This window comes from Lonsdalea britannica, from assembly GCF_003515985.1.
Taxonomy (GTDB): Bacteria; Pseudomonadota; Gammaproteobacteria; order Enterobacterales; family Enterobacteriaceae; genus Lonsdalea; species Lonsdalea britannica.
In genome coordinates this window covers 2038952-2061200 of sequence record NZ_CP023009.1, presented here as the reverse complement: position 1 = coordinate 2061200, position 22249 = coordinate 2038952, and the positions used below count along the sequence as shown (strand labels likewise).

The 22249-nt window shown below is 45.6% G+C and carries 25 protein-coding genes; 13 read left to right on the top strand and 12 right to left on the bottom strand.

All coding sequences use genetic code 11. The features are described from left to right. The first annotated feature begins 547 nt into the window (after positions 1-547). Positions 548-1633 carry a DUF3289 family protein gene (locus tag CKQ53_RS09490; RefSeq protein WP_118894928.1) on the top strand — a complete coding sequence of 362 codons (1086 nt, stop codon included), beginning with the start codon at positions 548-550 and terminating at the stop codon, positions 1631-1633. Here CKQ53_RS09490 and CKQ53_RS09485 read toward each other — a convergent pair. Further along, positions 1531-2699, bottom strand: a protein-coding gene (locus tag CKQ53_RS09485) for an IS3 family transposase (RefSeq protein ID WP_118894811.1) whose coding sequence is annotated in 2 segments (ribosomal slippage) — positions 1531-2450 and positions 2450-2699 — 1170 coding nt in all. Because the reading frame shifts where the segments join, the coding sequence is not laid out codon by codon here. The two genes, CKQ53_RS09490 and CKQ53_RS09485, sit on opposite strands and share 103 nt — an antisense overlap. Before the next feature lie 461 nt (positions 2700-3160). On the opposite strand from CKQ53_RS09485, the gene CKQ53_RS09470 reads away from it, so the two are divergent. The 5 genes from CKQ53_RS09470 (at position 3161) to CKQ53_RS09450 (ending at position 8316) form a co-directional block, all read left to right on the top strand. Continuing rightward, positions 3161-3916 (top strand): multiubiquitin domain-containing protein, encoded by a 756-nt coding sequence (locus CKQ53_RS09470; RefSeq protein WP_118894926.1) that lies wholly within the window; start codon positions 3161-3163, stop codon positions 3914-3916. Next, positions 3891-5066, top strand: a complete 1176-nt coding sequence (locus tag CKQ53_RS09465; RefSeq protein WP_118894924.1) for a ThiF family adenylyltransferase — start codon at positions 3891-3893, stop codon at positions 5064-5066. Before CKQ53_RS09470 ends, CKQ53_RS09465 begins: the two co-directional genes overlap by 26 nt. Then, positions 5063-5521, top strand: coding sequence for a ubiquitination-like system serine protease family protein (locus CKQ53_RS18740; RefSeq protein WP_094117740.1), 459 nt, complete (start codon positions 5063-5065; stop codon positions 5519-5521). Before CKQ53_RS09465 ends, CKQ53_RS18740 begins: the two co-directional genes overlap by 4 nt. A gap of 788 nt (positions 5522-6309) precedes the next feature. Beyond that, positions 6310-7092 carry a hypothetical protein gene (locus tag CKQ53_RS18735; RefSeq protein WP_244200936.1) on the top strand — a complete coding sequence of 261 codons (783 nt, stop codon included), beginning with the start codon at positions 6310-6312 and terminating at the stop codon, positions 7090-7092. An 81-nt stretch (positions 7093-7173) separates the two neighbouring features. Further along, complete coding sequence (locus CKQ53_RS09450) at positions 7174-8316, top strand: hypothetical protein (protein WP_094117741.1); 1143 nt, start codon at positions 7174-7176, stop codon at positions 8314-8316. A 345-nt stretch (positions 8317-8661) separates the two neighbouring features. Here CKQ53_RS09450 and CKQ53_RS09445 read toward each other — a convergent pair whose 3' ends face one another. The 3 genes from CKQ53_RS09445 to CKQ53_RS09435 form a co-directional block, all read right to left on the bottom strand. Beyond that, positions 8662-10134, bottom strand: a complete 1473-nt coding sequence (locus tag CKQ53_RS09445) for a hypothetical protein (protein ID WP_094117742.1) — start codon at positions 10132-10134, stop codon at positions 8662-8664. 634 nt (positions 10135-10768) lie between these two features. Next, positions 10769-11881, bottom strand: a complete 1113-nt coding sequence (locus CKQ53_RS09440; RefSeq protein WP_094117743.1) for a hypothetical protein — start codon at positions 11879-11881, stop codon at positions 10769-10771. A 127-nt stretch (positions 11882-12008) separates the two neighbouring features. Next, positions 12009-12209, bottom strand: coding sequence for a helix-turn-helix transcriptional regulator (locus tag CKQ53_RS09435; protein ID WP_094117744.1), 201 nt, complete (start codon positions 12207-12209; stop codon positions 12009-12011). 223 nt (positions 12210-12432) lie between these two features. On the opposite strand from CKQ53_RS09435, the gene CKQ53_RS09430 reads away from it, so the two are divergent. After that, positions 12433-13047, top strand: coding sequence for a hypothetical protein (locus CKQ53_RS09430; protein ID WP_094117745.1), 615 nt, complete (start codon positions 12433-12435; stop codon positions 13045-13047). Here CKQ53_RS09430 and CKQ53_RS09425 read toward each other — a convergent pair. The 5 genes from CKQ53_RS09425 to CKQ53_RS09405 all read right to left on the bottom strand — a co-directional run bounded on the left by CKQ53_RS09425 (position 13034) and on the right by CKQ53_RS09405 (position 16282). Beyond that, positions 13034-13963: a tyrosine-type recombinase/integrase gene (locus CKQ53_RS09425; RefSeq protein WP_094117746.1), complete on the bottom strand. Its 930-nt coding sequence runs from the start codon at positions 13961-13963 to the stop codon at positions 13034-13036. The two genes, CKQ53_RS09430 and CKQ53_RS09425, sit on opposite strands and share 14 nt — an antisense overlap. Before the next feature lie 46 nt (positions 13964-14009). Further along, positions 14010-14462, bottom strand: coding sequence for a RadC family protein (gene radC / locus CKQ53_RS09420; protein WP_094117747.1), 453 nt, complete (start codon positions 14460-14462; stop codon positions 14010-14012). 1 nt (position 14463) lies between these two features. Then, positions 14464-14925: a hypothetical protein gene (locus tag CKQ53_RS09415; protein ID WP_094117748.1), complete on the bottom strand. Its 462-nt coding sequence runs from the start codon at positions 14923-14925 to the stop codon at positions 14464-14466. Between the two features lie 119 nt (positions 14926-15044). Beyond that, on the bottom strand, positions 15045-15437 hold the full coding sequence (locus tag CKQ53_RS09410; protein ID WP_094117848.1) for a DUF2787 family protein: 393 nt from the start codon (positions 15435-15437) through the stop codon (positions 15045-15047). 347 nt (positions 15438-15784) lie between these two features. Further along, the gene (locus CKQ53_RS09405) at positions 15785-16282 is read right to left on the bottom strand and encodes a hypothetical protein (RefSeq protein ID WP_244200934.1); all 498 of its coding nucleotides are present in this window, start codon (positions 16280-16282) and stop codon (positions 15785-15787) included. A gap of 121 nt (positions 16283-16403) precedes the next feature. On the opposite strand from CKQ53_RS09405, the gene CKQ53_RS09400 reads away from it, so the two are divergent. The 6 genes from CKQ53_RS09400 to CKQ53_RS09380 are packed head-to-tail and all read left to right on the top strand — an operon-like array spanning position 16404 to position 18370. Beyond that, a complete protein-coding gene (locus tag CKQ53_RS09400) occupies positions 16404-16682 on the top strand; it encodes a helix-turn-helix domain-containing protein (protein ID WP_094117749.1) in 279 nt (92 codons plus the stop codon). A 2-nt stretch (positions 16683-16684) separates the two neighbouring features. Then, the gene (locus CKQ53_RS09395; protein ID WP_094117750.1) at positions 16685-17212 is read left to right on the top strand and encodes a hypothetical protein; all 528 of its coding nucleotides are present in this window, start codon (positions 16685-16687) and stop codon (positions 17210-17212) included. Between the two features lie 12 nt (positions 17213-17224). Further along, positions 17225-17584, top strand: coding sequence for an acyl-CoA dehydrogenase (locus CKQ53_RS09390; RefSeq protein ID WP_094117751.1), 360 nt, complete (start codon positions 17225-17227; stop codon positions 17582-17584). Between the two features lie 25 nt (positions 17585-17609). Next, positions 17610-17732: a hypothetical protein gene (locus CKQ53_RS18930; RefSeq protein ID WP_254901517.1), complete on the top strand. Its 123-nt coding sequence runs from the start codon at positions 17610-17612 to the stop codon at positions 17730-17732. 28 nt (positions 17733-17760) lie between these two features. Further along, entirely contained in the window at positions 17761-17973 is a 213-nt protein-coding gene (locus tag CKQ53_RS09385; protein WP_139824016.1) for a hypothetical protein, read from the top strand. Positions 17974-17977: 4 nt separating this feature from the next. Then, positions 17978-18370 (top strand): hypothetical protein, encoded by a 393-nt coding sequence (locus tag CKQ53_RS09380; protein ID WP_094117753.1) that lies wholly within the window; start codon positions 17978-17980, stop codon positions 18368-18370. A 146-nt stretch (positions 18371-18516) separates the two neighbouring features. On the opposite strand, the gene CKQ53_RS18410 is transcribed toward CKQ53_RS09380, so the two are convergent. The 3 genes from CKQ53_RS18410 to CKQ53_RS09370 all read right to left on the bottom strand — a co-directional run bounded on the left by CKQ53_RS18410 (position 18517) and on the right by CKQ53_RS09370 (position 22218). Next, positions 18517-19353, bottom strand: a complete 837-nt coding sequence (locus tag CKQ53_RS18410; protein WP_139824017.1) for a hypothetical protein — start codon at positions 19351-19353, stop codon at positions 18517-18519. Between the two features lie 10 nt (positions 19354-19363). Then, positions 19364-20848, bottom strand: coding sequence for an AAA family ATPase (locus CKQ53_RS09375; RefSeq protein WP_094117754.1), 1485 nt, complete (start codon positions 20846-20848; stop codon positions 19364-19366). 68 nt (positions 20849-20916) lie between these two features. Further along, a complete protein-coding gene (locus tag CKQ53_RS09370) occupies positions 20917-22218 on the bottom strand; it encodes a tyrosine-type recombinase/integrase (RefSeq protein WP_118894922.1) in 1302 nt (433 codons plus the stop codon). Positions 22219-22249 lie beyond the last annotated feature (31 nt).

Genomic DNA, 22249 nt, shown 5'->3' with positions numbered 1-22249 from the left:
TATTCATCTTTAACCTAGGGTATTATTCAACATACATTTATAAAACCCCGCCTTTTTTCAGCACAAACGCGAAGAAATGACGCAGAAAGACAGCATATACGATCAGCATCGCGCCCTGCTTCAACGAACAATCAACGCATCGGCAAAGTGTGGCCTGAAGGGCGAATAAAGAAATGACACACTGAGAATCCCAAGCATATCGACACATCTGCAAGCCATGTAGAAAGAGAAAATAGCCTTTGCCCACTCTGCTGGCCGACGTACTGATTTTGGTCATCGGCGCCTGCAGCGTGGGGCATCGTCAATGACCGGAATACCGTGGTTGTTGTGTGACATAACCGCGTGAGTCTATTTCTGAGCACCATGCCATGCGAACAACGCTATTCCAGGCAAACAGTTATTAACCACTCAATTTAACGGGTTATTTATCGCCTTGATATCGAAGATGTTATGGTATTAGTAGCAGGGTTAAAATTCGTTTTATCAAAACACTGCGTCAATCGGAGGATTACGCAGTATAAACATTCAAACAAAAGGAATTGCATAATTGAATAATTTGCATGCTTACACAGCCAACCCCTTAGACGCTGTCTACTTTGAAGATATTCCCTATATCCTTCACCCTGAACACGCTTACCAGTCTCTGCAACACATCGCGCAACCTGAGGCCAACATTGACGACGCCAGGCTCCCGATGGGACTCAGGTTATCCGCGGATAAACATCAACTCTTCCATCACTACCGCTGGATGGCCTATCGAAGCGTGCTGGAGGAGATACGCAACGGAACGCTATTGCTGATTAGAAATACGTTTTATGGCGTAGAAATCATGGGCGTTCTTTCCGGTGGAAACAGGCTCAATGAGAGACTGCCTATTTTTCTTAAGGACAGACTGAATTATCTGATCAATAAACAGCTTAAAAGGCCTGCCTATTGTTACATGCCGCAACCCTTAGAAGATACGCTCACGCAATTTGTGCAGCCTAAGGCCAACGAAGAGCGACAGGAGCCGCAAAGAATGGCCATACCGGCGCTCATCTTTACCACCAGACATAAAATGGATGATTACGAAGCGGATGACATGAAGTGCGGCGATCTCGATATTGAGACGCTGAAAAGTCAATATAATATCGATGTCAATAATGTATCTTCCGTTGTGGATCCCGTAGATCTTGTAAAAAAACAGATCAGCCCAGTGCTCCCGCCATCTCTAGATATCGATCCCTGTGTGATAGATCTGCCTACTATACCTATACAAAATGAAAAGGTGCCCCAGGAAAAAGCGGCCGCGATGATGTTTGATGAATTCAGGAACTATGCTGTGATGTTTTCTTTTGCTGGGAAATATAAGCATATCATCATCGAGATGATCAACCACATGCAAGAAAACACGGGTACTCCCTTTAGTAACCCCTTTCTGGACTGTGCATTGAAAGAGCAAATACTGGAAGACAATTCCAGCAGCAGTACACTTCTAAATATCAAAAAGACGCTGAAATCCGCAATCGATTATGACTATGGGTGTAGTGGTCAACGAAAACTGGCCACCGCGTTAGAGTTTTTCCAGTATCGGTTTTCCGATTCGTTTGGTGGTAACCCACCATTATATTCGTGCGGTCTTAGTGCACTGTAATATCCAACGATATAGTTCGTTATGGCGTGAGCTGCATCGCTGAAGCTTACGTAACCCGTCACCGGCACCCATTCGTTCTTCAGACTCCTGAAGAAGCGCTCCATTGGGCTGTTATCCCAGCAGTTTCCGCGCCGGCTCATACTCTGTCTGATTCTGTATCGCCACAGTAACTGCCGGAACTGCCTGCTTGTATAGTGACTGCCCTGGTCGCTGTGGAACATCACCCCAGCGGGCTTACCGCGAGTTTCCCATGCCATTTCCAACGCCTTCATGGTGAGTCTGCTGTCCGGCGAGAACGACATTGCCCAACCCACTGGTTTTCTTGCGAACAGGTCGAGAACAACGGCGAGGTACGCCCAGCGTTTACCTGACCAGATATAGGTCACATCACCGCACCACACCTGGTTGGGCTCCGTTACGGCGAACTGTCGCTCAAGATGGTTCGGGATAGCAACGTGCTCATGACCGCCACGTTTATACCGGTGAGTCGGCTGCTGGCAACTGACCAGTCCCAGCTCTTTCATGAGCCTGCCGGCAAGCCAGCGCCCCATCTGGTAGCCTCTCTGGGTTGCCATTGTGGCGATGCTTCTTGCTCCGGCCGAACCGTGGCTGATGCCATGCAGCTCAAGTACCTGACTGCGTAATATAGCCCGTCTGCCGTCTGGCTTTTCAGGACGGTTTTTCCAGTATTTGTAGCTGCTGCGATGAACCCCGAACACATGGCAGAGTGTGGCCACAGGATAACGCGCCCTGAGTTTCCCGATTATCGAGAACTGTTCAGGGAGTCTGACATCAAGAGCGCGGTAGCCTTTTTTAATATTTCGTTTTCCATTTCAATACGTTGCATCTTCTTCCTGAGCTCACGTATTTCGATTTGTTCCGGCGTTATCGGGGAGGCTTTTGGTGTTTTGCCCTGACGCTCATCACGCAGTTGTTTGACCCATTTCGTCATCGTGGAAAGACCTACATCCATAGCCTTGGCGGCATCAGAGACGGTGTAGTTTTGATCGACAACCAGCTGAGCAGATTCGCGTTTGAATTCAGGACTAAAATTTCTTCTTTTCATTGGAGCACCTGTGTTGTTCTGAGGTGAGCATATCACCTCTGTTCAGGTGGCCAAATTCAGTAAACCACTTCAGTCAGAACCGGACATAAAAGAGATAAAGAAGAATCGGACCTTAGCGCTGCCGCTTTTGTACTTGCAGCAAGGAGAGCCTTTCCTGACGCGATAGTTGAGTTAGTTCATCTTTCTGATAAGACTGTAACGCCGGTTGAACTGACCACTAAGGTGCTGCATAACCGGCAGGAAAAGCTTCTTGATGCCCTGAACTCTATAGGTCAGGGGGTATTTCCCGCCGAATCATCATCCCGTGTTTGTCCTTCCTGCCCGGCATTTTTCGTCTGCGGATTGACACCGCCAGGCGAACTTCAAAAAAAATTCTAAAATAATTTACCGCTTTGGTAGCGCTGCATCGATTGAGTATTAGAGCCAGACACCGTCTGGCCAAACTCAAGGACATGCACAAGATGAACAGCCAAAATATTAACAATATCGACGATGTCGGAGAAGCGATTCGCGAAGGCCGCGAACTGCGTCCGGCAAATGCCTACCGCATCCTGTTTGCGCAGGAAAATCTGGATTTTCACGCAATTGAGATCAATGACCCAGTTCCACTGGGGCGTCAGATTCTGATTGCCGCAGGCCTGCGTGTAAATGATGGTTACAGCCTCTTCGCTATTCTTCAAACGGGCGACTTTGAAGATCTGCGACTTGATGAACCTTTCGATTTACGCGGTCGTGGCGCTGAACGGTTCGTGGCCTTCCAGACCGATCGTGATTTCAAACTTACCGTAAACGACAGCCAGGTATCGTGGGGAAAACCTGCAATTTCGGGAGCAGCACTTTATGAGCTGGCAAAACCAGCCGATGGCGATGCTGTATTTATGGTTATCCGTGGCGGTGATGATCGCCAGATTGAACCGAATGAGGCGGTGGATCTTACGACTCCGGGCATTGAACACTTTGTAACGGCGCCAAAGCGTAAACCAAAGATTGATATCGTCGTTAACGGGCGTGAAGTTCAGGTCAGCGATAGTCATCAAACTTTCGAGCAATTTGTGGCTATCGCATATCCAGGCGAAGCCCCAACTGCAGAGATCGTTTATTCAATCACATATCGTGGAGCGGGCTCAAAACCACACAGTGGTGAGTTAGCTGCGGGTGCCTATATCAACGTGAAAAACGGGAGCGTGATCAATGTCGGTCGCACTATTCAATCTTAATAGCGATCTGAAGCGCTTGCGCGAAGAAGGTTATCACGTACAAATTGTGGGTGGCTTTCTGGTCATGCGTGACGTTCCGTACGTTAACGCGCAACGGGAAGTAAAAACCGGCACGCTCATATCGAGTCTTTGCCTGTCTGGAGACGCTACTCAAAAACCGGAACCACACACTATTCACTTTGATGGAGAATTTCCATGCACTTCCCAGGGGGGGCGCATCCAGGCTATTTTTCATCAGAGTGAAGCGGTAAATCTTGGGCATGGACTGTCTGCTCAGCACTTATTCTCCAGTAAGCCTGGGCCTGAAGGTTACAGTGACTACCATCAGAAGATGTCCACCTATGCGACGATCATCTCTGGCCACGCCGCAACCCTCAAACCTGGCGTTAGCCCACGTGTTTTTAAAACCCCTGATGAGGAGGAAGGGGGCGTCTTTAACTATCTTGAAACTGCATCTGATCGGGTCGGGATCGGGGCATTAACTGCACGGCTTGAAGGTCAGCACATTGCCATCATCGGTGTCGGTGGTACAGGTTCCTATATACTGGACCAGATAGCTAAAACACCAGTCAGTGAGATACGTCTCATCGATGGTGATGATTTACTTCAGCACAACGCTTTTCGCGCCCCCGGCGCCCCGTCGATTAACACTCTCAGGGAAGTGCCGAAGAAAGTGGATTACCTGGCGGGAATTTACGGTCAGATGCACCGTCGTATCGTGACGTATGCAGTACAGATAAGCCAGGATAGTCTTACTCTCTTGGACGGAATTACCTTTGCCTTCCTTTGTATGGACGCAGGAGAGCCAAAACTCTTAGCGATGCAGAAGCTGGAAGACATGGGCGTGTCATTCATAGACGTGGGAATGGGGCTCGAGCTGGTGGACGGATCGCTGGGTGGCATCCTGAGGGTGACGACCAGTACTCCAGAGAAACGAGATCATATTCGCACACGTGTGTCTTTTAAGGAGAGTGGCGCAGAAAACGTTTACGCTTCAAATATTCAAGTCGCCGAGTTAAACATGTTGAATGCGGCACTTGCCGTCATCAAATGGAAGAAACTACTCGGGTTTTATCGTGATCTTGAAAATGAACATAACTGTTCATATACGACTGACGGGAATATGTTACTGAATGGTGACTTACTATGATACGACATAACCAACTGACCCCGTGTTTCGTGAAAGGGATTCCGCGAGAAATTGAACCAAGTATCCTGTATGTTTCCATGGAGTATGGCACAGTGATTCACAATTGCTGTTGTGGTTGCGGGCATGAGGTTGTAACGCCTCTGACCCCAACTGACTGGAAGCTGACTTACGATGGCGAGACCGTGTCGCTGTGGCCATCAGTGGGAAACTGGAATTTACCCTGTCGATCTCACTATGTAATCCAGTGTAACCGCGTACTGAAAGCACCTCCTTGGGATAAAGCCAGAATCGATGCAGAGATGCGTCGAGATAAAGCGGCTAAGAAGCGTTATTACGCGCAGACTAATGCGACGGTAGCATCTGAAGAGCTGAAACAGGAGCCAACTGAGGAGCCGTCTGGGATGAGAACCGAGCCATTATCTCTTTGGAATAGGATAAGGAAGTGGCTGAGTTAGGGCAATGACTTTAACAGTGCTCAAAACTATCAGACCTGAAAAGCATGACTCTGGGCAGTTACATTCAACTTGTTCTACAGGCGAGTTCATCGGTCTGGCTATGGGCCGGTATGCTGGAATGTCATAAAAGCATACCGGTACAAACCGCAGATAATGTTTTTAACGTGATCTGCTCTCAACTGCTTAATACCCCAAGATATGAGTTATCCAGTCATTAGATTTGGGAACAAAAGCAGCTACGGCCATAATGACAAGCAATTTTAGCGCATTTAACAATGGCAGCTTAGTGCCAAGAGCAGACATTGATAACATTGAGATATGTTAATTTATGGGGAGCAGGTCAATTGACTGCAGCCTCCAGTTTTGGCGGATAGGTGGCCACTGTAGTTCTTACCAATCATTGAACTCTCCATGGACTGAGTGACCGCTGCCCTGCCAAGGTCGGAGATTCAGCAGAGCTGATCGCAATGGTAAGCAAGTTTCGTTGTGCCCATACTGCTAAAAGACCGCTACTCCAGGTTGCGTGCGAACAGGATTGTTCCGAGTCTTCAAAGCCGCGTTATAGCAGAACCAGCCAGGATAGATAACGTGGTTTGGAACTACTGTTGGGCTGGCTCATGCAAAAAACCTACTGGCTTGAGCACACAGATTTATGCAGCAGCGTCTATTGAGAATCGAACACTAAAGGCTCCGGCGCGATCGAGTTTTAGTGGATTGGTCAGTGCTTTCGCTCCTACGACGCGATAATATTTAGGGAAAATAATTCATATCAAACAGAGAGGTTGGGAGTGACCAAGAGGGATGACTTCAAAGCAGCCACGAAATTAGCGCTTGCCCGTCGGGCTGCACATTTTTGCTCCAATCCGCGTTGTCTCAAGCTCACGATCGGGCCGCACTCCGACCCAAACAAAGCTTTGACTTCGGGTCACGCTGCACATATTCATGCGGCCTCCGAACTGGGGCCACGCTACAAGACCTCGCAGACCGTCGCAGAACGAACATCCATAGATAACGGTCTGTGGCTTTGTCGGGAGTGCGGAGTCATTGTCGATGGTGACGACTGCGCTTACGACGCGGACTTGCTTCGCAAGTGGAAACGAGACCACGAGAATATGGTATCAGAGGTCCGCACCGAAGGATATTCACGCAGCCTTGCCTTGCTTCAATCTGGGCGCATGGAACCACAGATAGCGAAGGAAATCGTCTCTGCAATGACGGACCGTCGTTCGTTATGGGCCACATTCGATGCCGAATGTCCCGACCACGTACGACAGTCGCTTGATGAACTTCGTCGACGATTCACCACTATTCGGGGGAATCTCCTCGACGGAACAGCACTTGATGAAATACTGCTGTCGCTAACCAAGACGATTCTGATTTTCTTCGACGCGATGAAGTCAGTCGACCTTAGAACATTACGATGTAGTTCAGGTAATCCTGAGTGGCTCAATTTCAATGACGCACTGTCAGCACTTCGGAAATCCATAGGAATGCAGATTGCCAACCTTGCAAATGCCTACGGCATTGCCTTGTGCAAAGATCTTCAGAGTATTGCGCCGAACAGAATCTAGCCATCCTTTCACACAGGGGGCCCATGAAGGCCCAAATAATGCAAGCCCGGGGCTTGCCAGCCTTGTTTGAGGAAAATCTTAGTGAATCCAGAGCAGATCGAGTTCAACAAACTTTTGAGCCAAAACCAGAAAGAAGCCAGCATAAAAGCATGCTTGCGAGCCGGCGACGATAAACTTAAGTGTTCTGGGAAAATTATCCACGCCCACTCTATCCAACGGGGAAAAATACTCGAATCTATCGCAGATGTAAGCGGAGAAAACGAGGGGAAAATATACCACCTTGGCTTAGCGCCGGCAGAGGACATGCAATCTATGCAGCCGGAATTTAAGCTACAAGGAATCAAAAAATTCAGCACCTTCACCGGATTCTGCGGCGGCCACGACAAAGCCATATTCCAACCGATTGAAGATGTAGCGTTCAGTGCAACGAACAAGCAGCTGAACATCTACGCCTATCGGGCTGCAGCCAAGGAATTACACTCCATCCTTGAGTCAAAGGCTTTTTGCGAAGTTCTGCTGGGTGACAAGTTAAACGTTAATGACTTTCCAGCGCACTTCCAGATGACGCTACCGCAGATCAAGTCAGGCGAAATCAAGGTCCCTGACTTCATTCTCGAAGCCATGTTGCAAGGGGAGAAGAACCATCAAATTCGGGTACTGCACATGCAGTGCGAACACAGCATTTCTGAACTGCAGCAAATCTGCGAAGAGTTGACAGACACTATCGAACGCGAGGAGTCGTTGGGATTCGAGCACGTCTACCATGTCCTCGACGGTGCTTTCCTTGTAGCATGCTGCGCGTCGTTTATCCCATACTTCGACCATGATGGCAATCGGATCATATCCAAACAGGAGGAGCAGCGAATGGCTCGATCAAGCGCAGCGAGCAATGCTGAAATAAAGAACGTGATGCTCAACGTTTTTCCGGAAGGCGATAAAACCCATGTCATCTTCACCTTCTCTAAGGGTAACCAGAGTTTCAAGGCGTCGATAGAACGACTGCTCAAGCTAGAGGATGAAGCGCTGAAGATTGGCCTTTCAAACATCGCGCTCAACTACGTTGAGAACTCCGCCTACGGTCCGAAGTACATTAACGATAACTTCAGCCCTGAACAGATCAAACACATTGCGGAGGTGTTCGCGGTCTCCGTATTCGACAGAAGTAAGTTTCGAAGGAGCGGTATCAATCTATTTGTTGGAAGACCAACCGCTGCGACCAAGTAACTTACCCCTAGAGGTTTTTTTCTGCGCTTGGCATATCCGCCTAGGATTTATTGCACACCTTGCGCAAAGGGCTGGCCACATTGTCGCTATTGGCCAGTAGTTTTCCCTTGTGATCCGTCAACTCGGCCGTCGCCCCCCACAGTGTTAGGCAATCCTGACCTGCTCCCAGTTGATTATTACACGTCAATGTTAGTCCTACATCCCTGCGGTTATGGCAAATGCCAACTTCCGCTGTTCGCTCAAGGCTGACATGGATCACCTGCTGGCTATGCACATCCTGAAAGAACCAAATGTCCCGTCGAGTTTATTCAACCGGATATGCTTTAATTGACTAAGTGGCTTCACTTAATGCTTTTTCTCAATCAAAAGGTATGGATGGGACCAATCAGTTACTTCTTCGTATGAAACAAACCCATCGTGCTCCAGCGCACAAACGCCCTTATGGCTGGCTACGTAATCGTATACAGCCTTGCTTTCCAGCCCCTGTAACATGTGTGACAGCAGCTTTCGGCGCATCACATCTGACTTCCTGCGTTTACCCGCTGCCACATCTTTCCAGGTAATGTTGAATGGCTGCCCTACTGCATTCGTAACACATTTACCGTAACGATTGGTTTTGGCTGTACCTTCATAGTGATCCAGCAGCAAGCCTAAATCGTCCCTTAGAGGCTTCAGAAGGCGTTTCCAGCGTTTCAGTACTCGCTTCGCTTCTGTCTTACCTAGCTCACGATTCAACAAGCGTCGGGTACTGGATTTTAGCGATAATGAGACGAACCCGGCATTGAATACGCTGGAAAACCTGAATTGCTTCACCAGCTCCTCCGCAACACGCAATACCCGGCAGATATATTGAGTTTCCAGAACTTCCAGCGACTCGGCCGAAATGCCGAAATCCTGCAATTCATGTCGTAGTATCTCAAGCTGGCATCCCTTGATATCATAATTATGCCCTCGTGCCAGACACGCCCACTTCATGCCAGAAGGCAGACTTTGAAAGCCAGTGCCAATCTCAAAGGATCGCCCACCAATGTACGCAGTCTTATAAGATTGACTGTAAGAAACCGTCAACGGTGACTCTTTCACCAGATCCACGCCTGTTTCAGCCAGTCGCGACAGGAAGTTGAAAATGAAAATTTTGTTCTTCTTGGTAGGGTTCTCGTTATAGTAATCCAGCAGTGCATCCAGATTGATTTCCAGCGGTTCAAGGCTGTTCCAGACCCCCACTACCCGTTCCCTGAAGGCAACGTTTGGGATATCGCGTTTCGACTGTTTATGTTTGGCACGCTGCCCACGATCAATGGCAATCCCAATTAGTTCATCAAATGAGTAGCTTTTACGCTTGTTGAAAATGTCAGTCAGATAATGGTAACGATCCTGACGGCTAAGGTATGCCCCGCGGTCGTTGCCAAACAACTTACGCAGAAAACGTTGAGAAACAGCATATTCCCGGCAAGAGTTTTGAGCATTGGAATACCCGGTTAGTTTGATAATCCCCGCGCTTGCCAGCGCCTCCATTGCACGATCATTGGTCGGCCCACTTTTCTTAAATACGCCGGGAAGTTTCTCCCGTCCTAGCTCAAATGGTACTGGCACAGAATAAGACCATTTTTTATTCGCCTTAATTTTTGCCTTTCTCCTGTTCTTACGACTACAGGTAGCGACACAAATAATATGCTGAAGAAATACTGCTATGTTATGATAATAAGGACGACGCAAACTCTTCACACCATTATAAGGAATACTGAAAACAACTTCTTTGAAATAATCCAACGTTGAATCCGTGACAAGAATATTATTTTTCGTGATATATGGCTTCATAATTCACCTGTATATAGAGATCAGAGCCCCATGCTCTGACCCCATTTATTTACAACTGAATTACTCAAAAAACCTTACGTGAACCCAACAAGGTTCAGATGATTATTATTAGATGATAACATTGGAGGCTGGAGCCTCATGATAGCTGATGCTGGATAATGGCTATAGTATGTAATGACATATATACAATAATATAGAGATAGAGTGTATACAGTGCATAATAGACACAGCTATATACCTTGTAGAAGAAAATAGCGAATAAATATCAGCTCAGCCAGAATGGGATTAGCGGATACGTAAAACGCTACCGGTTATTAAGCGGTGCAACTCCATCCCGGTAATATTCAATAGCGGTTGTAGATACATGTTATTTTCTGAATTTTGATCTTTTGATACCTCGACTTTGCTCAAAATGCCGAACCTTGCAATTGTCAGAGTCAGGGAAAGCCATCGCCGGTTTACCCCTACCATTGTACGAGGCACGAATCTGACACAAAATGACACCGGTAGTTAGCCGGTCTGTCACACCAAAGTCTGGTAACGATAGGCGGTTTAAAACCTTCATTTTTCAGGTTTCTGATTTAACATGTCCGCAATTGCTATACCAACAAACGGCATCCCTGCCCTGCCAACATTATCCCTTCTTCAGACGCGATTGAAGCCACTTCTGCCGGTGCTCAAATTGCCAGTATTGCGGTTGCGCCAGAATTCCAAGCTTCTCCACCACTAGCGGTAACAGAGTCCATATACTCTCTGAATCAAACAACTCTATACGGTACTGCTTCATGAGTTTATCAACGCGCTTGTCAGCAGCATCTTTCGTTGGGCTGACGCGCTTACCATTCAGCATCTCAGATGGCTTGTAATCAGCTCGGGCAACTGGATAAGGAACATACTCACCGAGTAATCGGGCAAAGTCAGGTTCAAGTCCAGGATCTACCAACGCGTTGCGGTCATAAAATGCGAGTTTAGATACCAAGTTATCCACCTTTAGTAGATTGCTTAACATGAGCTTTTGCTTGCCAGGGGACAAACGTAGCTCAAGACGCAGGAAACGGCGGAACTGGTGCTCATTAAGCAAAAGGAAAGCTTGCTCAAACAGTTTATCAATACTTATATCTGGAGCATCGGCCTTTTCATATATGGATGCCACGATACGCCTAGAGCCAAGTCTCAGTCCTTCCTGCCCACCGTGTAAGTCATGAAACTCCCCTCTCCAGACAGAAGCTAACCCAATCAAATAGTCATGAAGCTTCATTCCCACTACATCCAGTGCGTAATGGACAGTTGTTATCCAAGCGTTGCGTAACCCTATATACAGATACTGGCCGATACGCCCTCTTTTCCCCAGCCACACAAACAAATCCGTTATCTGTTTCGGAGAGTAATGCTGAGGACTGAGTTCCATTCGCTGAAATCCACGTTGACTACTGGTTGGGTCAAAATGGATTACCAGCATTATAGGGTGTTTGCGCGTTTTACCTTTCAGGCGAATTTCTACCACACTGCGATAAAGTCCATCACACTCATCCTTGCCAGCAGGACGCACTTTTATCAGGTAGTCACCTCCCGAGACAAGGCCAAGCAACCGCTGTTTGAGTTCAAGATTTTTCTTCCAGCCATGCATGTCCGTGACCCAAGCTAGTTTATCTAACCCTCCGTATACAGACTGACCTGCACTATTCACGCCCAGAGGAACTTTGCCACGTAAAGATGTCACCCGTTCACGATTAAATTGTTGCATCATATTCTGCTCCGATAGCTCATAGCAGTAACAGTGATCCCCCTTCATATGCAGGTATCATCACTGTAACTGGTTATATGGTTATATGGTTATATGGTTGGTATGTCAGGGGTTGTACGAGGCTTACAGATCACTGCGTATCGCTAATTCCGCGTAACAGAATCCAATTTTGAATTTCATTTGATCCCCAGCCCACAGCCCGACCGCTATCACCAGTCAGTTTCATAGATTTTGGAAAGTCTCCTTTAGCTATGAGTCGGTACAACGTCGCAGACGAGATCCCTACTAGGTGAAGAACTTCTTTTTTGCGGAGAATACGGTTGGTGTTCATGCTTTTGCTCCTTTGAGCTGTTTCAGGAGCGGGGTTATTTACAACCACCAAAAAACGCAAGGATTCACCTAACGCTGCCTTCGTTGAGCACGTTAAGGGCATCGTTCATGTTTATGTCATTCGGAAGTACCTTTTTCTGTTTCCGAAACGGCCACATAAATGAGTCATTTCCGCTGAGGCTCAATGATGACATTTTGTACAGATAACTTTCATGGAGGTGACTATGATTGGTAACCAAAGCAACAAGGCTGATGCTAAATGCCACCGGGAACGTAAAAGCAGTAACGAGGTCTTTGGATTTCTGGAGAAGAAGCTTTATCTGGGAGGGGATACCCGGCAAAAACTGGCACTGATTGTCAGGAAACTGACGGGAGCGGGTTTTAGCCCGTATAAATTCGATGCAGAGAAAGCGGCGGATGTGCTGAGTGCCTGCGTGAATCACATGTTTAATGACCTGCTCAATGAGGGAAAGCTAAACGGTTTCTATGGGCTGGAGGAACACCCCATGATGGTCCCGGCCAGGTCCCCTAAGGCACTGGAAATCTACACTGTATACCAGCTCGTTAAAGGTCGTTTTGACAAGCTACATACGGGGGAAGTAGATCGTGAGAAATATGCTTCGGTAGCAGAAAAACTTAATGAGTATGGAATATCGAAACCCCGGTTAAAACGACTCTCTGACGGTAAAGAATGGACGCGTGAAGATGTTGCGTGGATGCTTCAGCCTGAAAATATCAATGCACTGATTAATATCCAGAATCAAAAGTATGCGCGGTTGAGTGCCGAAGATAAAACTGCAATCGCTACCGGAGACGTCTCAACAGCTAAAAACACCTGATGTGTTTGCTGGCACTGATTTTCATCCCCTCACCACGACAGTCATAGCGCGTCGTCGTGGATATGTCGCTGTGGCCTGCCAGCTGGCGTACGGTGTTGATATCCACGCCCTGCTCTAGCAAATGGGTGATGAAGGTGCGCCGCATGTCATGTGGGGTGAAACGTGCAATACCTGACGTCTGCTGTAAATCAGCCAGGATACCCGTTAACCCGGTCGTAGTCAGCGGCCGGCTTGCGACCTTACCGTTGCGCTGAATTCGGCTGAACAACGCACTGTCAGCCTCGTCTGCGCCAACTTTCAGCCACGCGCGGATAGCACTATCCACCGCATCCGCCATGTGAATTTCACGGTATTTACGCCCCTTTCCCCGTCTGACCGTGAGAACACCATTGTCATAGTCCCGGCGCTCAAGTTTGACCAGTTCCCCGGCCCGCAGGCCTGTTCCGCAAAGTGTCAGCACAATGGCGGTATCACGACAGCGCCGTACCGGTTGCGGATGCTGTTTTGCGGCCTGAATCAGCGCCCGAATCTCCGACTTGTCTAACGCCCTTCCCTTACGCTGGATATCGCCGCTCACACGCTTAACAGACCGGATACGGGCCAGCGTTTCGGCATTCATGCAGTTCAGGTTAAAAGCTGTCTGCGCTACGCCCCGTAGCGCGGATAACGCCATGTTCACCGACGACACGGCGTAACCGTCATCCAGCAGTGCCGCCCGCACTTTAGCGACGGCGGCGAAGTTAAGTTGTTCCCACGGATAGTCTGCTGCATCCGCACCGCGTTTAAGTATGCTGGCGCTGCGGTTTAACAAGCTGGTGATACCTCTCCGCCCCGAGGGAGCCAGACCGCCAATATACGCATCAAACACGGTTGTTTGCACCATAGGCACAACCTGACGTAACGCTGTCCTGCTCATGCGCCTAACCCGCAATAACGTACATTAAACCAAGTAACTTTCAGCATCACACCAGCCCCCGTTCAGCCATTGATACCGTTTCAGTTCCTGCCACGATAAAGTGATCAAGTAATCGCACATCCAGCATTTCCAGCAACTCCTGAAGCTTTTTGGTCAACTGGATATCACAACGGCTGGGTTCAGGCTCGCCGCTGGGGTGGTTGTGGACAAGGATGGCTGCGGCGGCGTTATGTTTCAGCACACGCTTGATAACTTCACGGGGGTGAACGCTGACCGAGTTTAGCGTACCCCTGAACAGGATTTCGCGGTGCAGCAGCTGATTCTGATTATCGAGCAGGATGATGCCAAACTCTTCATGTTCAAGCGGTGCCAGCTCAACCATCACGTACCGTCGTACATCATCAGGAGAACAGAGCTGAACGCCACGCTGGTAATAACGGCTGATAATGTCACGCGCCTGGTCGAGGATACGGGTTTCACGTTGGGTAAACATGGTCATATCAGAACTCCCGTTCAATGAAGTAAATGGCGTCGGGAAACAACTGGCGGCGGGTTACGCCAGTACGCAGGGAGAAAGCTTTACGGGGCATAGTGGTTCGCCCGTTGCTGTCGAAGAAGCAGAGCGTTTCTTCATCTATTTTGACCAGAAGGGACCAGTGAAACTGGTCGCTGAGCATAATCAGGCGCGAGTGGTCAGTGACGTCAAGAAACCGCTGCATTTCCCTGAACAGTCGCCCGTCTGATAAACCCCGCTTCCCGGTAAAGGGTCTGGTGATTTGAACCGGGAACTGGCGGCTGTAATGTCCTTTCTGCAACACCTGAGCTATCAGCCAGTCTAAACGGTCTTCTTCAATCCCTTCAGTCAGCCATTCATGCAAAGGCCAGCGCTGCTGAAAAGTCTGAATAAGCCGATTCATTAACGGGCGTCGTTTCACCCTGCCGTCAAACAGCCAGCTAAGCATATTAACCACGCAATAAGCACCGCAAAGACAGTCCAGCTCACCTTGTTGAGACGCACGTATCCCTCTGTCAGTCGTCACAGATAATTCCCCATAAAGTATTGATAGTTAGTGCAGGAGGATTAGCTTTCCCACAGGACGGTAATGGTGTAGACGTTCATGGCCTGATACTGAATAAAGTTGGATTGCCAGAGTTCAAACAGCTCCCTTCCGGTGTTAACAGGCAGGTCACCCACATGTGCCAGAAAGACATATTGCTGACTCCAGCTAAAATCAATTTCCTTTTCCAGTTCGGGGTATACCGTCCCCATATAACTGAAGTCGGTAATGTAATCAAAATACCATTCATGATTGCGTGAAATAAGCCGTATTTCGACAGGATGATAACCCCCATGCTCAGCACTGTAAGTCAGATCTTTAAATAATAAACTAACAGCTGTTATTCTGGCTTTATGCGGCGGCGGACTTCCCGCCTCATTTAATATAATGTTTATTAATTCCTGAGCGACGGGCATAGCAAGCCCTTCCTGATGTATTTTATTCATTTCAATCACATACATCATTTGACTGGTAAATCATTAATTTCATTTAATAGATTATTAACTGAATCAAGCCTTAAAAAACATGGTCAGACTGGCATTCTTTAAATACAACCATCCCTCCAGTGAAGGATTACTATTAAAAGAACAATTAGTTAAATGATAACTTGAATGACTGGCTAGCTGCTAATAATAACACTTTCCAGTAATGGCATTATATCAAACCAATACATAACGAGCAAATAGTTTCACAGGGAAACTATTATTGCGTAAATTAGAAAAGAAGAAAGCAACTCAGGGAATAAGCGTTTCAGCGCGAACTATTACTTCGAAATAGTCTCCAGCAATTGTTTACGCTGCTCTTCCGAAAACGTCAGTAACTGGTGCGCCAGTGAAATCACTTCTGTTGGCAAAGCTGGCTGGGTTAACGCAAGATCATCAGCCACCTGTTCAAGCGCCTGCTTCAACAAGCGGTCACGGGAATGAGGCTTCATCGTTTTGAACAACTGAACCCAGAGATTAAGCTGTTCGTCAGTACCATAAGGAGAAACGACAGATTGAGTGGCTTGCTCTGCCCGCTCACTTTTCAGCGACATTCCCGCAGCGCGAATATGGTACTCAAAGCCCTTATGCCCTGTTCTCTTTCTCCTGATTTCCGGGTGCATAGCGGCAAGCTTTTCCAGACGCAGGCGGCAGCCCTTTGCCGTCCCCGGCATCCCCGGTTTTCCTGCAAATGCCTGTGCTGGGAGCCACTGCTCACTGCCATCAATACTGCCACTTTGGTTCTTATCAGCAGGCAATACGTCCAAAATATTTTTCATTAACTTAATCCATAATATCAATACGTTAAAAAGGAAAACCAATAAAGACCACAAAGAGAACTTGATAAGTTCCTTTTATTCGCATTTAATATCCCTGTACTGATACAGAGGGGTTAACACTGTGAATAACCACGTAGCATCGCAAAAAAAGCGAACTAAAGGAAGGGCTAAGGACTGGCACAGGGCCGACATTGTGGCTGCACTACACAAACGTGGATTAAGTCTGGCGCAGTTATCCCGCGATCAGGGATTAGGCTCCCGTACACTGAACAATGCCTTCAGTCAGCACTATCCGAAGGCAGAACGGTTGATAGCAGCGGCATTGGGCATGGTGCCCGAGGAGATATGGCCCAGCCGTTATTTTGATAAACAACCTTCAATACATTCCGGCAAGGATTAGCCATGGCTACCACCATCACTTCGGTAACAAAAAGCTTTGAGTACTTCTTTCATTCCCTTTACCCCACTGAGTTTGTAAAAACACTACGCCTTAATGAGTGCAGTGAAAGGGAACTTCTACCATTGGTTCGCTGCTACCTTTTAGGCTGTTTCTCCGATGATGTTTCACCAGAAGTGCAAGGAAAGCTCCCAGGCTCTATTACGGGGAACGGCTATATCGACTTTGTGATTGATGATGTGGCTGTTGAGTTCGCCGTCCGTAAACCCACCGCAGCCAAATCAACGGTATCCGCCACGGTTAATAGCACTGAAATGAAGAAATTGATGAAGTATGACGGCAAAGCATTGCTGGTATTGTTCGACTTCTCTACCACTCCCTATTCGGAAGCCCAGATTGAGGCTTTTAGCGACTGGCCTTCTCTCGGCAAGGGCAATCATAAAAAGTCGGCGTTCAATGTTGCCTATTTTTATGTTGAAAAACGCAGGCCGCTGACATTCGGGAAAATCACTAAAAACATTCGTATTAATTGACAAGGAGTAACTATGAAAAGAGTCATTTTAGCCACCCTGATATTGAGCACATCAGCCCTGGCTACCACTACAGAGTACATTAAACCAGACGGTTCACTCTCACTGACAGCAGGCGGCAATGGTATTGAATTCAGCATTAATGCTGCAACCCAAAATACTTCCGGCATCTGCAATATGGAGGGTTCAGCGCAATCTATTACTGCTGGACAAAATCAGAAACATCGCTGGATTTATAACGATAAATCGAGCCAATGCGTGGCTGTTATCAGTGAACAGAGCAACGGAAAAATCAGGGTAATAACCAGGGGATGTGAAGGTTATTGCGGACTGGTAGCTACAGGCGCAATGGATGGGATTTACCGGAAGAAATAACGATAAAATAAGGAGAGCGTAAACGATGAATATAATGACTGGTGCTGCCATCGGTGCCATTGCTGTTTGCATCTGGCACGTCATGCAACTTACCCGTCGCGTCGAAAAGCTGGAACTATTAATAAAGCCAGATATCGATCCACCATAAGCCGCCAGTAAAGAAAATGAGCCTGATAGTGAGTGAAGAATCTCATAAAACACTCAGTCTAAAAATGGATGAAGAACTTTATGAAAAGACTCTAAAGTTCATTGCTCAGAAAGGGATAAAACACCTTGATATTAAAATAGTTCAATTCCACTTTCGTACAGGCTATTTTCTCGCGGCCAGAGTTGTTGAACGCATTCGCCTGGAACAAGGTGTTACCGGAAAAAACATTAATAAGGACTAACTCAATGAATATGCGATTAGCATTACTGTTCATATCTGCAAGCCTGCTGGTTGGTTGCGGAGACAAGACACCTGAATGTAACAGTGATGATGCCAAAAGTCTGGTTGTTAATATTGCTCACAAACAGATAAAGAAACAATTCGAGCAGCTCAGAAACTCTCAGATGGAAGGGATGGTGCCCGATAATACCGACAGCCTGATATTGAAAGTTATTAATGTCAGAACATTAGCTCATAACTCATCAATAGATACTTATCAGTGTGCTGCCAGTCTTCAAATGACCCTGACAGATGAGCAATCTAAATTACCTAACACAACAGAAATACCAATGACCTATAACATCCAGGAAATGGATGATGGTAAAGGGAGATTTTATATAAAAGTATTTGGCTTGTAGTCTACAAAGCAAACATGAAATATATTATTGAGATATAAAAATCACTACAACTCTCTTGTGATTAATACCACACCATCGCGCCATGTGACATCACCTACATAAGTGAAATATATGCTCTATATCTAAATAATACAGAGCATATATATTTACTCAACATCCCTCATAAAACCATTATTGCAAAAATCAACATTGCGAGATAACCCTAAATATAAGACCACCTTCCAATGATTTACTCCATATGAATCTTTAAAATCATTTGACTGAGACAATAACAAAGATGATACATCTTGATATGCTCCTCTTCTTCTGTAAGCACGTCTCAAGCTTGCTCTCATTCTACAAATTTCTGAAGCTGATTTTCTTTTAAATCTAACTTTAAGGTTAAGGTTTGAAAAATGTCGTCCAAAAATCCCTGAGAAATAAATATTTCCAGCATGACCAACTGATGAAAAATTAATTTTTATTTTATTACCAACGGCGATAGAAATACCAATGAAATTTTCACCCGGGAAAATATCATAGTATGGATGTATGAATATCCTTTGGTTATTACATAAAAATTTAGACTTCTTGTATATTGTATTGCAGACCGAGCATATCGGTATTAAGTTTTTTGATAACACTGAAAACTCAGGGTAAGTTTCTTTAGGCAGATAATGGTCTAAAGTACTAGGCTCACTAATTCCGCAATATGGGCACTCATCAAAATCCGGCAAGTCTGGATTAAACAATCTCGCAGAGATAGCTTTAAATGATTTAGTTTTCACATTATAGGCATGTAAAATGGAATTACTTTGGTCGGCAGATAGTCCTATTGGTCGCAAGTTTTCTAAACTAAGTTTATTGGATTCATAGTTATCATAAGAATTTTTTATTCTAGATAGAATATTGCGAATAGGATTGGCATATTTATCAGTTTTATCCTCAACTATAAGATCAAGATTATTTTTATCGTCTTCGATTGGTAGAGGTATATTTCTCATAACCCCTCCATTAATTTAAGTTTGTAAGAAATGATTTTGCAGTCATCCCTAGCTTTTTGCCAAAGATTATTTCAATATCTTTTAGTGTATATCCTTCCGAAGAAAACCTTGATAGGATTGAATAAAAATTAGACTCTTCAAAAGAAACATTAAAAACATCTTCAGTTAATGTGGATATTTCTTCGCCAAACGATTCTTTTTTCAGTTTCCCAACCTTAGGCTTAAGACAATTTCCTCTTAAAACTTGAACAAATTTTGATGGCGTTTCCTGTAAAATCACCGGGGAGTGGGTTGCTATGATAGAATATGAGTTGAAATTAGTTAAAATAGATCTAATTGAATGCATAAATGAAGCAATAAGAGATGGATGAAGATGAGTTTCTGGTTCATCAATAATCACCAAAGAATTGTCTTTTATATGTTCAAATATATTTGCTAATATTGATAGAACAATTTTTTGACCCGAACTAAGCCTATCAAACTTCTCTAGTAAAACATTTTGATCCAATTCAGAAAACGATTGATCGGAAACAATAGGCTTTATGCACTCATTCCATTGTTCAATTCTTTTTTCAGCGATAATTTTTTCATAAGCAACTTTGAACTCATTGGTAATCTCAGAGATATTTTTCAGCCTATACTCAGTTGAATTTTCTATTCTCTCTCTAAGACCACAGTATTTATAGCCAAATATATGTCCTTGCTCTTCAATCTCTTTTTGCTCAGCTTCATTTTTACCCGGAATTTCAAAATTATCGAAGGCAGAATAAGATACAACCACTACATTCCCAAAATCAGGTTTTGTTTTATTGAACCTCTTTTCCCTAGCTCTTATAAGCTCACTTTTATCATCAAAACCGTAGCCTGAAATTGTGCGTGCTATATCAGAAAGAAGTTGTGTTTTACCTGTGCCATTTCTGCCTATGATTACATTTATATTAGATGGTATAATACTTTTGCTCTGTTTCTGAAAAGAAAAATTCAGATTATAGGGAGTCGAAAAGCCTTTTAATGTGGTTGAAAAATCAAACACATGGCAATTTTCATCATTAGTTTCCACTTGCCTACTAAAAATTTTCTTAGCAAATTCTAATGCCTGTTCTGCGGGACTGAAGCGAACTGCGGAAGTTTTGAATTGTGATAGTTCATTAAATGCATCAAAAATAATTCTGTCATAAGCACAATCATTCAACGATTCAAGAATCAGTTTTTCATATTCAAGACCTAAGTCTCTAATATTAAGGTAATATTGTTTACTTTGCCCAAGCGAACAAAAATTATCAGGGAGTTTATCACATCCATTATCAAACAGTACACGTCCAATCTCTAAAGAACTATCTATAATTTTCAACTCACCAATTGGCACTAATTTATCGTTATAAAAGAATGACAACAAGAAAGTAGACTTATAGGAGTAATCATCCCAATCAGTGGCTTGCAATAATATATAACTCTCTAAATTTATTTTATTCTTTTCATTAAGAAATATTTTCATATAAAAACCTGTTCCTATTTAGGATATTTAAGTATATTAATCAATTGAGTTAAAAATACATTGATTAACTATTTATTTTCAACAACCGTTTTAGTCAAGCTATCCAAATAATCCGCCCACACCTGCAACCACTTCCGACACTCAGCATCATATTTATACAGATTATAAATCCCTTCCACACCACCGCGCGTATGTCCCAGTACAGCCTCGGCAACTTCATTCGGACACTGTAAACGTGATAATCCAGTGCGCACTGTACGACGCAGATCGTGAGGCGTCCAATGAGGTATATCAAGCATTTGACCGCTTTCACGTAAACGCCATGAGTTTTCAGTCAGGTACTTCTGCTGGATAGGCTTTTTAGTCGCCTGCGAAGGAAACAGATATTTATCGGAGGTGAGGCGTAGAACTTTGAGAAAGTCGATCGCTTGATCGGATAACTGAACGTAGCGCTCTACCCCGGTCTTGGTTTCGCGCAGATGAATGGTGCCTTTTTCAAGATCAACATCATCCCAGGCCATGTTGCAGACTTCACCTGTTCGGCATCCTGTCCAGAGTGTCAGCCGCAGCACGTTTTTAATCGTTGGCGTATAAGCCGAACCCGGAAGCCACTTAAGAAACTTTCCAAGCTCGACCTCGCTCAGTACCCGTGTCCCACGACCATTTGTGAGCTTGATTCTGGTCTGTCGTAAGCTGGATTTTGCTAACAACGCCGGATTCGCAAAACTGTCATCAAAACGACCAAGACCAATAGCAAACTCATAAGCGAGTGAAAGTTCCCTCAGAACATTACCAGCCTGTACGGTTGCGCCTCGGGCTACAATACCATTAATTAAATTGATGACATCCTGCCGCGTAATCTCAGCAGCATTTCGTGTTCCTAAGCTTTTAACAGCGTCACCATAGAGAGTACGACGAACCTCGGCCTGCCCTTTCGGCTTTCTGGCACCGGGAATGATTTTTCCGTCCTTCGTTTTTCGATCCTCAATACGTTCGGTAAGATACAGTTCAACTAGTCCCTGTACGGTCAATTCAGGGATCTTAGCCTGTTCAGCTTCAATCGCACGGTGGAGCTTATCTTGCTTAAGCTCTGACGCAGGGCACCGTCCTTCCTGTCGGAGGAGCTTTAATTCGTGGAGTTTAAGACGTGCAGCGGCGAGAGAAGTCTGCGGGAAGTTACCAATTTTAACCTGAGCAAGCTTGCCAGTCAGAGGACTTGTGTAACGGTAGAAAAAAGACTTAACCCCAGTTGCACCACAGGAGACACGTAAGCCTCGATTTTCGCCTACATCAGCCTTATCTTTATCGCCTGGCTTCATCATTTCTACCGCTTTAAACGAAAGTGGCTTTCCCTCTTGTTTTCCTGCCATAAAGACTCCGTTATCATGCACCTTATGCAGT

Excerpts from the sequence above, each read along its gene's own strand:
- CKQ53_RS09470 (WP_118894926.1), top strand. The coding sequence starts at position 3,161 with ATGAACAGCCAAAATATTAACAATATCGACGATGTCGGAGAAGCGATT.
- CKQ53_RS09465 (WP_118894924.1), top strand. The coding sequence starts at position 3,891 with ATGTCGGTCGCACTATTCAATCTTAATAGCGATCTGAAGCGCTTGCGC.
- CKQ53_RS18740 (WP_094117740.1), top strand. The coding sequence starts at position 5,063 with ATGATACGACATAACCAACTGACCCCGTGTTTCGTGAAAGGGATTCCG.
- CKQ53_RS09445 (WP_094117742.1), bottom strand. The coding sequence starts at position 10,134 with ATGAAGCCATATATCACGAAAAATAATATTCTTGTCACGGATTCAACG.
- CKQ53_RS09440 (WP_094117743.1), bottom strand. The coding sequence starts at position 11,881 with ATGATGCAACAATTTAATCGTGAACGGGTGACATCTTTACGTGGCAAA.
- CKQ53_RS09435 (WP_094117744.1), bottom strand. The coding sequence starts at position 12,209 with ATGAACACCAACCGTATTCTCCGCAAAAAAGAAGTTCTTCACCTAGTA.
- CKQ53_RS09430 (WP_094117745.1), top strand. The coding sequence starts at position 12,433 with ATGATTGGTAACCAAAGCAACAAGGCTGATGCTAAATGCCACCGGGAA.
- CKQ53_RS09425 (WP_094117746.1), bottom strand. The coding sequence starts at position 13,963 with ATGAGCAGGACAGCGTTACGTCAGGTTGTGCCTATGGTGCAAACAACC.
- radC (WP_094117747.1), bottom strand. The coding sequence starts at position 14,462 with ATGACCATGTTTACCCAACGTGAAACCCGTATCCTCGACCAGGCGCGT.
- CKQ53_RS09415 (WP_094117748.1), bottom strand. The coding sequence starts at position 14,925 with ATGCTTAGCTGGCTGTTTGACGGCAGGGTGAAACGACGCCCGTTAATG.
- CKQ53_RS09410 (WP_094117848.1), bottom strand. The coding sequence starts at position 15,437 with ATGCCCGTCGCTCAGGAATTAATAAACATTATATTAAATGAGGCGGGA.
- CKQ53_RS09405 (WP_244200934.1), bottom strand. The coding sequence starts at position 16,282 with ATGAAAAATATTTTGGACGTATTGCCTGCTGATAAGAACCAAAGTGGC.
- CKQ53_RS09395 (WP_094117750.1), top strand. The coding sequence starts at position 16,685 with ATGGCTACCACCATCACTTCGGTAACAAAAAGCTTTGAGTACTTCTTT.
- CKQ53_RS09390 (WP_094117751.1), top strand. The coding sequence starts at position 17,225 with ATGAAAAGAGTCATTTTAGCCACCCTGATATTGAGCACATCAGCCCTG.
- CKQ53_RS18930 (WP_254901517.1), top strand. The coding sequence starts at position 17,610 with ATGAATATAATGACTGGTGCTGCCATCGGTGCCATTGCTGTTTGCATC.
- CKQ53_RS09380 (WP_094117753.1), top strand. The coding sequence starts at position 17,978 with ATGAATATGCGATTAGCATTACTGTTCATATCTGCAAGCCTGCTGGTT.
- CKQ53_RS18410 (WP_139824017.1), bottom strand. The coding sequence starts at position 19,353 with ATGAGAAATATACCTCTACCAATCGAAGACGATAAAAATAATCTTGAT.
- CKQ53_RS09375 (WP_094117754.1), bottom strand. The coding sequence starts at position 20,848 with ATGAAAATATTTCTTAATGAAAAGAATAAAATAAATTTAGAGAGTTAT.
- CKQ53_RS09370 (WP_118894922.1), bottom strand. The coding sequence starts at position 22,218 with ATGGCAGGAAAACAAGAGGGAAAGCCACTTTCGTTTAAAGCGGTAGAA.